This window comes from Fulvivirga sp. (genome assembly GCF_040218215.1).
Classification (GTDB): Bacteria; Bacteroidota; Bacteroidia; order Cytophagales; family Cyclobacteriaceae; genus Fulvivirga.
Window position 1 is genome coordinate 120,640 of record NZ_JAVJQL010000022.1, and the last position, 9,914, is coordinate 130,553.

Annotated in this window: 8 protein-coding genes; 5 read left to right on the forward strand and 3 right to left on the reverse strand. The window is 38.7% G+C overall.

Going from position 1 to position 9,914, the window contains the following annotated elements; all coding sequences use genetic code 11:
* Position 1: 1 nt before the first annotated feature.
* The 3 genes from RIB54_RS15740 to RIB54_RS15750 all read right to left on the reverse strand — a co-directional run bounded on the left by RIB54_RS15740 (position 2) and on the right by RIB54_RS15750 (position 2,403).
* Positions 2 to 763, reverse strand: a complete 762-nt coding sequence (locus RIB54_RS15740) for a LytR/AlgR family response regulator transcription factor (protein WP_350101781.1) — start codon at positions 761 to 763, stop codon at positions 2 to 4.
* Positions 760 to 1,812, reverse strand: a complete 1,053-nt coding sequence (locus RIB54_RS15745; protein WP_350101782.1) for a sensor histidine kinase — start codon at positions 1,810 to 1,812, stop codon at positions 760 to 762. Before RIB54_RS15745 ends, RIB54_RS15740 begins: the two co-directional genes overlap by 4 nt.
* 180 nt (positions 1,813 to 1,992) lie before the next feature.
* Positions 1,993 to 2,403 (reverse strand): hypothetical protein, encoded by a 411-nt coding sequence (locus tag RIB54_RS15750; RefSeq protein WP_350101783.1) that lies wholly within the window; start codon positions 2,401 to 2,403, stop codon positions 1,993 to 1,995.
* A 541-nt stretch (positions 2,404 to 2,944) separates the two neighbouring features.
* On the opposite strand from RIB54_RS15750, the gene RIB54_RS15755 reads away from it, so the two are divergent.
* The 5 genes from RIB54_RS15755 (at position 2,945) to RIB54_RS15775 (ending at position 9,446) form a co-directional block, all read left to right on the forward strand.
* The gene (locus RIB54_RS15755; protein ID WP_350101784.1) at positions 2,945 to 3,196 is read left to right on the forward strand and encodes a type II toxin-antitoxin system Phd/YefM family antitoxin; all 252 of its coding nucleotides are present in this window, start codon (positions 2,945 to 2,947) and stop codon (positions 3,194 to 3,196) included.
* A gap of 1 nt (position 3,197) precedes the next feature.
* Positions 3,198 to 3,455 carry a Txe/YoeB family addiction module toxin gene (locus tag RIB54_RS15760; RefSeq protein ID WP_350101785.1) on the forward strand — a complete coding sequence of 86 codons (258 nt, stop codon included), beginning with the start codon at positions 3,198 to 3,200 and terminating at the stop codon, positions 3,453 to 3,455.
* A 574-nt stretch (positions 3,456 to 4,029) separates the two neighbouring features.
* Entirely contained in the window at positions 4,030 to 4,866 is an 837-nt protein-coding gene (locus tag RIB54_RS15765; protein WP_350101786.1) for a helix-turn-helix domain-containing protein, read from the forward strand.
* A 199-nt stretch (positions 4,867 to 5,065) separates the two neighbouring features.
* Positions 5,066 to 5,956 (forward strand): ABC transporter ATP-binding protein, encoded by an 891-nt coding sequence (locus RIB54_RS15770; protein WP_350101787.1) that lies wholly within the window; start codon positions 5,066 to 5,068, stop codon positions 5,954 to 5,956.
* Positions 5,949 to 9,446, forward strand: coding sequence for an ABC transporter permease/M1 family aminopeptidase (locus tag RIB54_RS15775; protein WP_350101788.1), 3,498 nt, complete (start codon positions 5,949 to 5,951; stop codon positions 9,444 to 9,446). The genes RIB54_RS15770 and RIB54_RS15775 overlap by 8 nt, the downstream gene beginning before the upstream one ends.
* The last annotated feature ends 468 nt before the right edge of the window (positions 9,447 to 9,914 follow it).

The following is a 9,914-nucleotide window of genomic DNA, read 5'->3' on the forward strand; positions in this document are numbered from 1 at the left end:
ATCAACTATCCATCCAGCTTTTGAAAGTACTTACCCTGTCACGGCTTACAATTACTTCTTCATTAAAGGAAGGGGAGAGTATTAGCAGAAGCCTGCTGTTGAAATAAGTATGTATTTCTGATATCGCTGTGGCCTTTACTATAAGCTGGCGGTTAACCCTTAGAAAATCGGCCGGATTTAGAAGCTCTTCCAGCTGATCCAGGGAGTAGTCCACAGGAAGTTTTTTATCGTCAGTTGTACAAACATTACAACTTCCATTCTGATAGTAGAGATAAGCTATATTTTCAACGTCAATGTTCTTAAACTGCTCACCAATTTTTATTAAAAACCGTTTCTTGTACTCTCCAGTTATGGATTTTTCAACATTTTCGATTTTCTTGACAAAGGCAGAATCGTAAATTGGTTGTCTGTTGATCTGTCCAAATTTTTGCAAAGCCGTTTCCAGCTCATTTTTATCAATTGGTTTTAGCAAATACTCTATGCTGTTGTATTTAAATGCCTTTAAGGCATACTCGTCATAGGCGGTTGTGAAGATAACGCATGGCAAGGCCGACATAGTGGTGAGGATGTCAAAGCCAGTACCGTCACTCAACTGGATGTCCAATAACACAATGTCAGGAGGAGAGTTGTCCCTGAACCATTCTGTGGCCTCGCTTACAGAAGAAAGCATGCCAACCACTTCGATTTTTGGGTCAATTTGATGAACCAGCGATTTTAGCCTTTCGGCACTCAGTTTTTCGTCTTCAACAATTACCAGATTCATGCAAATTTGATTGATGTGAGAATGGGAAGTTTTACTTTAAAGGTTTCTTCCGATTGATAGATGATCACTTTCTTGTCCGACTGCAGATGATACCTGCTCTTGATATTTTCAAGGCCTACTTTGGTGGAACGTGCAGGTTGTTTTTTCAAACTTATTTTATTCTGAACAATAATAAACTGCTCATCTTCAGTAAAGATCTTTATATGTAGCGGATGCTCTTTGTTAAAACTATTGTGCTTTACGGCATTCTCTATCAGCATTTGAAGGGATAATGTGGGTATGTAAAAGTTGTCCGGGTTGATGGTCACATTCCGCTCCAGAAATATGCAGTTCTCGTGCCTGATCTGCAGCAGAAACATATAGGAGTCAAGTAACTCAAGCTCCCTTGAGAGGGGCACCATCTCATTTTCCCTATTATCCAAAATATAGCGGTAAAGCTTTGAAAGCTGATTTAAGAAGTCAGAGGCCAACACCTGATTGGTATGGATGAGGGCGTCCAGCACACTGAAATTGTTAAATAAGAAGTGTGGATTAATTTGATTTTTAAGGCTTTCATATTGTGTCCTCAGTATTTCCTTTTGCATCCTGTTCTTCTCCACTTCCATGTTCTTGATGTGGGTATAGTACACTTTCAATATTTCAACGGTTATTAACAGCCAGGCCACAACAAAGGCTTGTGGCAGGTCGGTAAAGAACTCCTCATACGAATCCCTGACACAATTGAGCCAAATCTTTAGGTAATAATTTTCAAAATATATAAATGCCGTAAGCAGCGGAAAGGTAGCGAGGGTAGTGGCCAGGAACAGGAAAAACAACCACCTTTTTGACGTTAAGTAATGTGTAAAATTTCTGGCAAAGTACAGGATTACCCTGTCACAGACTTCCCAAATAAAAAGGACTACAAAAATTGCAAAGAGCAATAGGAAAGGCCATACGGTGATATTGCTGGCCTTTTCACTGTACATCGGCTCTGAGGTAAGCCTGAAGAATAAATAAATAGAGGCCGCGATTAGTACTCTCAGCCCATATTTTTTAACGTTTTCTGTCATTATAATGCTTAAAAGACATGTATGCGCTTGTAACTAACGTCACCTCGAATCCGCCAGGTGGCGGAGAGAGGTCTCCTTTATTTGTGATGAGGCCTTTTCATAACAATCAGGAGACTTCTCAGTCGTTCCTCCTTCGAAGTGACGAACTAATACCTTTAAAATTACAAAAATCTACAGGTATTAATCATTAGACGTAGCAATTTGACTGCTGTTCATATTGACAGTTACAGCCAAACCGCGCACTTTGTGGGCATTTTTGCCTTCACCTTTAATGATTAGTGTAAAGTTGTTGTCTGCGGCAGTTTTATCAGCAGTTAAGGTTAGATGATAGAGGTCATTCTGTTCCTCATCTTGTACAAACTCGGCTTTAATACCTTCGGGTGTTCTGGCAGTAAGACCACCAAATTCAGCTTTCTGGTACCTTTTAGATCTTAAAAGTGAGAGGTCAGCGGTTAAAGGCTCACCAGAAGTTAAGATCAGCTTCTTGTCTTCAATAGTAATAACTGCACCATCTTTGGGCAGCTCCTGGGCGTAAGTGTCAGCTATATTGATGAAAACTACGACAAGCAGGATTGTGAAAAAGTTTTTCATGGGATGTTTCTTTTTGGTTTATCAAACCAAACGCATCGCCTCCGAACTGTTTTGGTTAAACTATGTGGGCTGTAGTATGATTATGCTGAGTTGTAATGTGAGCAGTGTGAGTTGTAGGCTTCTTTTCAATAATTAGAAGCGATATGATGTCACTCACCGCCAAATAAATCACTTTGACCAGAACAGGTATGCAGGTTTAAAGCATCTGCGTATACTTGAAACATAAAGCCAACTATAGACAACGATTCGTCCCTTGAGACCAGGTTCTCAAGGGACGTTTTGTTTTAGAGCCTTTCCTGGTTGGGCTGCCTACCTTCAACAGCTCATCATTTAGTACCTCAGTATATAATAATCTTACTTTTAGAAAGATAAGTGCATAATACCCAAATTGTATTGCGGATATGTGCCATTCGATATAATGCGGATATCAGCAATTTTTGATATTGGGATGTTAGGTTTTATTATTTCATCAAACCTCAAAAATCAGAAACTTTTTATTAATTAAGTACGTATATTGGTACGTAAAAAATAATAAAAGACAATGATTGCTGCTAATTACTCCGAATTTAGAATTGGACTAAAAAGTTATCTTGACAGTGTCGAAGATAATAATGAGACCCTCATCATTAAACGTAAATCTGGCAAAGGGGCTGTATTGATTTCTTTGGATGAGTATAATTCTATTATGGAGACACTGCATCTATTAAGTTCCAAAAAGAACGCTGACCGATTATACGAATCCATTAATCAGATGAAATCTGGTAAAACAGTCAAACCAAATTTGGACTTGTAATATGGTTTTAACTTTTACCGAGAATGCCTGGGAGGACTACCTTTACTGGCAAAAGATTGACAAGAAAACGGTTAAGAAGATAAACGAACTTATTAAAGAAATAAAAAGAGATCCATTTCACGGAATAGGAAAGCCCGAACCTCTTAAGTATGATCTTGCCGGCTATTGGTCTAGACGAATTGACCAAGAACACAGACTGGTTTATAAAGTTGTTGACGAGGACTTGCAAGTATATGCATGCAGATATCACTACGACTAAAAAATAAATAAAGCCTAACATCAACTAAAACGTCATAATAAGCGTAGTGAAGTAATCCTTTATTGAGAGGTTCCTTCGCTTTTTTCAAAACCTCGGATGACGAAATAAATTAGCACGTCATTCCTGATGGAGTGAAACGAAAGTCAGGAATCCAATGCGTTAAGAGGGCAGCTGAAAATTTGACGAACGGTGTGCGATGGTGCCAAGCCTTTTGTCACTCTGAGCGAGTCGAAGTGTAAAAAGGCTTATGGTTCGACAAGCCTGACCGGCTTTGTCATTCAGGTGGGCTCACCATGACAGTCTTTTTGGTCTTCTGAAATGAACATAACGTAATTGCGAACGCAATGAAGCAATCTTATAGCAACTATGTCATTCCCGTCCCATTAGCTTTCAATACCTAAGCCAATGCCTTACATGAATCACCTATTTTATGATAATAATAACAAGATAGAATTTGATATATTAGTCCTCATTATTAAAACTAACAACACCTTTTGTCCTGTTATTTTTCAGATAAAAAGATATACCGAACATTAATGTTTGTTATCGAGTTGTTCTCTGCAAGCTATAAGAAATGAACAGTGCCTCTCGAAAAAATATCGAAGCTATCGTACATGTGCTTTTCTGGCTATTCATTTTTAGCGCGGTGAATGTTGATTGGAATTCAGATTGGTTTGATAAAACGATCCGAACAAATACGCCCCCACCACTCTCTGTACTGATATTTCCTTTCATTTTTTATGCGCATTCGTTATGGGCTATTCCTAAATTTTTGAATAGGAGCAAATGGAAAACCTATATTTTGTCGTTCCTCTTGATCTTTATTTTCCCAGAAATCATTCGCTCTGGTCTTCTTGACTTTAATGACCCTGCCATTACGTTTAGGGAAGAGTTCCGTAGCAGGGATAGCCTGATTCTTGGACAACCTAGTGTACTTTGGATGGCGTTTACGCTCTCAGCTGCCTATCGCTTTACGAAAGATTGGTTTGTCAAGCAATACCATATTGAACATTTGGGCAATCAACTGTCAGAGCTCCTGAAGCCAAAGGGCCCCGTCATTCAGCCATTAAATGAAGTTGAAGCATCTGATTTACAGCAGAAGCTGGAAATAACTTTGCGCGAAAATAAACTTTACCTGAACCAGGAACTTTCCCTTGCCGAATTGGCACAACAGGTCGATACATCTGATAAAAAACTTTCCACGCTTCTCAATCAAAATTTGCGAACCAATTTTTATGATTACATCAATTCATTTCGCATAGCCACCTTCAAACAGGGTGTAATAGAAGGAAAGCTGAGTAACCTTTCCATTGTTGGACTTGCTTTTCAGTGTGGTTTCAAGTCCAAGAGTAGCTTTTACAGGGCGTTCAAGAAGGAAACTGGAATGTCTCCCTCCCAATTTATCAAATAGTATTCCATTCAGATATGTCCCATTGATTTTTTTGGGACGACCTTCTCCTTTACAAATTTGTCCCGCTGCTTCTTTTGGGATAGATACAGCAGAGAAATGCACTCATGTCTCGACTAAAATTGGGAATTTGGACCTGTTCAAAACTCTCAAATAATTGCTTTGGAACTTGGACACTAACTACTACCAAAGTCGATAAATCATGATGTTGTCTATTCAAAGCCTGACAAAAACCTATCCTAATGGCGTCAAAGCCCTGGATGAAATAAACCTTGAAATTCGCCCGGGAATGTTTGGTCTCTTAGGGCCAAATGGTGCAGGCAAATCATCCCTGATGAGAACAATCGCTACGCTACAAAGACTCGACAAAGGGAACTTGAGTTTCAATGGTATTGATATCGGAAATGATCCCATGAGCTTACGGAAAACCCTGGGCTATTTGCCTCAGGAATTTGGGGTGTATCCAAAAGAAACAGCGGAAAACCTGTTGGATTATTTCGCAATTCTGAAGGGTTTATCTTCTCGGAAAGAGCGTAAAGCAAAAGTCGAAGAAGTGCTGCACCTCACCAATCTACTGGAGATCAGGAATAAACATGTTAGTTCCTATTCAGGTGGTATGCGTCAACGTTTTGGTATTGCACAACTGCTACTAAATGACCCTCGATTAATTATTGTGGATGAACCGACAGCAGGATTAGACCCTGAAGAAAGAAACCGATTTCTTAACGTTTTACGTGGAATTGGGACGGAGAATATTGTTTTGTTTTCCACACACCTGGTAGAAGATGTGAAAGAGCTTTGCACGGATATGGCAATCATGAGACAAGGTAAAATTCACAAACATGCTACTCCCTCCGAAGCTATAAAAGAATTGGAATCTAAAGTCTGGACCAAAACTATATCCTCCGCTGAACTTGAATTTCACAAGACCACCTTCCACTATTTATCATCCTCTTTCAATGAAGATCATTCACTATCTGTCAGGATTTATGCCGAAGACAGACCAGATCAGACTTTTGTAAAAACAGAGAAAGTGACGCTGGAAGATGTGTATTTCAATTCTCTGGGACAGCAAGCTGAAGAATATGCTTAAGTCTATCTATACCTACGAATTGAAAAGCCTGTTAAAGCAGCCTGCTACCTATTTCTATTTCGTGGTTTTCTTTGGGATTGCGCTATTATCCATTCTTGGAACTGGAGGCTTCTTTGATGGAATACCTGAAACAGATAAGGAACTGCGCTTGCTCAATTCTGCTCATGAAATCAACTTCATTTTTCAATACTTCAACAAGTTTTTCCTATTTCTACTACCAGCGATTATTGGGATGGTGATTTACAAGGACTATAGAAGTAATGTACATCCCATTCTTTACAGCTATCCCATCAAAAAATCAGATTACCTGCTTGGAAAGTTTCTCAGTTCACTGACCCTTGTTTTTTTGATAACTCTTTCTATAGGCATTGCTTTTTATCTGGGAGAATTGATCCTAGGTAAAGGGAACCCTATGATCGGGCAAACTAACTATTGGGGATACGCAAGTGCTTATTTCATATTCGTTTGGCCCAATATGCTTGCTTATGGCTTGCTGGTATTTGTTGTTGTGGCTTCACTCCGAAATATTTATGCAGGTTTTATCACACTGATCTTGTTGTTTTTCTTTCAGATAGTGATAGACAGCCTTTTTGAAGGTACACCAGTTCTTTTTGCTCTTCTCGATCCATTTGGACAAAATGCAGTGGCATATGAAACTCGGTTTTGGACGATTTCTGAACAAAACACACAACAAATTCCAGTACTCGGAATAGTGCTTTGGAACAGATTGTTCTGGCTGATTCTGAGCTTTTCACTTTTTGGACTTTTCTACAAAAAATTCCAATTGGAGCAGGAGTCTTTTAGCCTGCTTCCGAATGTAGGTAAGAAAAAAGCAGTCAAAAATAATTTAGCAAGGCCACTTCAACCGATGCAGCCTCACACCAAAGTATCGACTGATTTCTCCTTTCCAATACAACTAAAGGCGATGCTACAACTTTCGGGTACCGATTTTAGGTTTATCGTAAAAAACTGGCTTTTCCACCTGCTCGCATTAGTCGGATTATTTGCCATGATTTTTGCCATGAGTCGGGTCACCAATCTTGCGGATATGACCTTCTTACCCCTGACCCGAATTGTGCTTTCCGTGCCCATGTTTTTCTTTTCCACCGTTATCATGCTGTTGACTTTTATCTATGCAGGGATGTTAGTACATCGTTCTCGAATGACAAAAACCAACCAACTTATTGATACGACTGCCACCAGCAGCTGGGTGCTTCTGGGTTCGAAAATACTGGCCTTGATGTATGTACAAATCCTTTTGTTATTTACAATGATGCTATGTGGAATTGGACTACAGCTTTACATTGGATACTATCATTTTGAATTTGATTTATACCTTTTTCAATTGTTTCTCATCACCTTTCCGACTCTAATTATTTGGGCTGCACTTTCTTTATTTGTACATAACACAATTCCCAATTTGTACCTGGGTATTTTCCTTCTTCTCTTAATTTGGATTGGAAAAGACCAGATACCTCAATTCGGAATAGAAACTTACCTGTTCAGATTCAATTCTGCCCCTCAAATCACTTACAGTGATTTAAATGGATTTGGTCATAATTTATTAGGCAATTTTATCCTCAACTTCTATTGGTTGGCTTTTTCAGCTCTACTAATTATAGTTACTTATCTTTTCTGGGAACGTGGATATGTGTATTCACTCAAAGAACGCTTTCAAAAGGCTTTTCAGCAATTGAATAGGGTTATTTCTTTCTTCTTGCTCTTGTTCATAGTTATCTTTTTTTGCCTTGGATACATCATTTACAAAGAGGAAAACAACGATTTCAGTGCTGTTGCAAATAGTGGTGAAATACTACGGGAATTCAGGTTCAATTTCGGGAAATACAAGTCTGCAGTTCAACCCAAAATAGTATCTGTCAAATTGAATATTGAGATTTTCCCAGAAAGTAATTCGTTCTTGGCAACAGGGCATTATCTCCTCATCAATAAGACGCCTGAGAATATAGACACCTTATTGATAAAGACCGGCTATGACGAAATCACTCAATTCTCACTAAGCGTCCCATCTACAATTGTACAAAAAGATGAGAACATGCAATTTGAAGTGCATGCATTGGAAAATCCCATGGAATCCGGAGATTCAATCCAGATGCACTTTGAGATCAAAAACAAGCCAAATACACTTTTTTACCAAAATTCCAGTGTCCTTCAGAATGGTACCTTTCTACGCACAGATATACTCCCACGTTTGGGGTATTTTTTTGATAAGGAATACAGACAGCCAACGGATAATCTTTCCAATTATTCAAATTTTTATTCACCTGACGCTGATTTGGTAGATATAGAAACGGTTATCAGTACACATGGTTCACAAATGGCCATAGCCCCTGGAACGCTGCTCAATCGATGGACAGAAAATAGCCGCAACTATTTTCTTTATAAAACAGAACAGAAAATCAAATTCGCTTTTGCCTTTAACTCGGGTGACTTTTCAGTAAGCAAGTCAAACCACAATGGTTTCTATTTGGAAATTTATCATGATAAAGACCATATCTACAACCTGAAAGATATGACTGACGGACTGAATGCTTCACTTGATTATAATACTCAGTTTTTCGGGCCTTATCAATATGCCGAAATAAGGACGGTCGAATTTCCGCTCACCGAAGGAACCTATGCCTCAGTGATGAACAATGCCATTCCCACTTCTGAAGTGCGGTTTGTTCTGAGAAATGAGGATGCGAAAAATAAAATTAATTTATCCTTTTATGTTCAGGCACATGAGCTAACCCACCAATGGTGGGGTAATCAAATCGTGCCAGCAGCTGCTCTCGGTGCGAAAATGCTAACAGAAAGTATTACTGAATATATCAGTTTGAGGATATATGAAAAAGAATTCGGGGAAGAGAAGGCATTGCATTTTCTGAGCTTGCAACGCCAACGCTATTTAAAAGGAAGGACAAAAGATGGAGGTAAGGAAAGTCCATTATATCTGGTCAGAACTGATCAGGAATACATCGCCTATGGAAAAGGAGCCATGGCATTTAATACATTGCAGTATTATGTGGGAGAGGAAAAACTAAATAAAGTTTTATTTGATTTTTTATTGGAGCATAGATTCAGAACTGATCGATATCCAACTTCATTAGACTTGATAGCATATTTAAAGAGTTCCCTTCCCCTTCAGTTCCATTATATCATTTATGACATGATGGAAACGGTCACCTTCTACGACAATAAAATAATTGATATTAAAGAGCTATCGAATAACCAACTTGAGATTATCTACTCCATAAAAAGAATGGATAGTACCCCAGAAAATGAACAAGATGCAACCGAAGTATTTCTCACTTTCGGTCAATATGATGCTGATGGAAACCTGCTTCATATTGAAAAGGTCAAAGCAACGACAGGAGAAAACCGAACAACTTTTTACAAGAAGGAAGGTGCTACCAGTATCTTGCTTGACCCTTTCCTTCATTTTATTGAGATGAATATCGAGAATAATCGAGAGTATATTGTGAACTAAGATTAAGGCAAGCAAAGAACATTGTATAGGCGTAATGCGGGCTGCAATGTTCAAATTGAGTAATTTGCATCTATCAGAGTTTAGTACGGGCAGACAGTTTATTTCTCTGAAATTCCACACTACGCTTATACGATACCGTTACATACACTCCACTCAATTTTTTTACACAGCTAACAGGTCTTAAACGCTCCTCACCGCCAAATAAATCACTTTGACCAGAACAGGTATGCAGGTTTAAAGCATCTGCGTATACTTGAAACATAAAGCCAACTATAGACAACGATTCATCCCTTGAGACCAGGTTCCCAAGGGATGTTTTGTTTTAAACCTTTCCTGGTTGGGCTGACTACCTTCAACAGGTAATCATTTAATGCCTCAGTATATAATAAATTCTTTATTATTCTTACTTTTAGAAAGATAAGTGCACTATACCCAACAAATATTGCGGATATGTGCCATTAGATATAA

Bases quoted from the DNA above. Each gene is read 5' to 3' on its own strand.
- RIB54_RS15740 (WP_350101781.1), bottom strand. From the start codon at position 763: ATGAATCTGGTAATTGTTGAAGACGAAAAACTGAGTGCCGAAAGGCTA.
- RIB54_RS15745 (WP_350101782.1), bottom strand. From the start codon at position 1,812: ATGACAGAAAACGTTAAAAAATATGGGCTGAGAGTACTAATCGCGGCC.
- RIB54_RS15750 (WP_350101783.1), bottom strand. From the start codon at position 2,403: ATGAAAAACTTTTTCACAATCCTGCTTGTCGTAGTTTTCATCAATATA.
- RIB54_RS15755 (WP_350101784.1), top strand. From the start codon at position 2,945: ATGATTGCTGCTAATTACTCCGAATTTAGAATTGGACTAAAAAGTTAT.
- RIB54_RS15760 (WP_350101785.1), top strand. From the start codon at position 3,198: ATGGTTTTAACTTTTACCGAGAATGCCTGGGAGGACTACCTTTACTGG.
- RIB54_RS15765 (WP_350101786.1), top strand. From the start codon at position 4,030: ATGAACAGTGCCTCTCGAAAAAATATCGAAGCTATCGTACATGTGCTT.
- RIB54_RS15770 (WP_350101787.1), top strand. From the start codon at position 5,066: ATGATGTTGTCTATTCAAAGCCTGACAAAAACCTATCCTAATGGCGTC.
- RIB54_RS15775 (WP_350101788.1), top strand. From the start codon at position 5,949: ATGCTTAAGTCTATCTATACCTACGAATTGAAAAGCCTGTTAAAGCAG.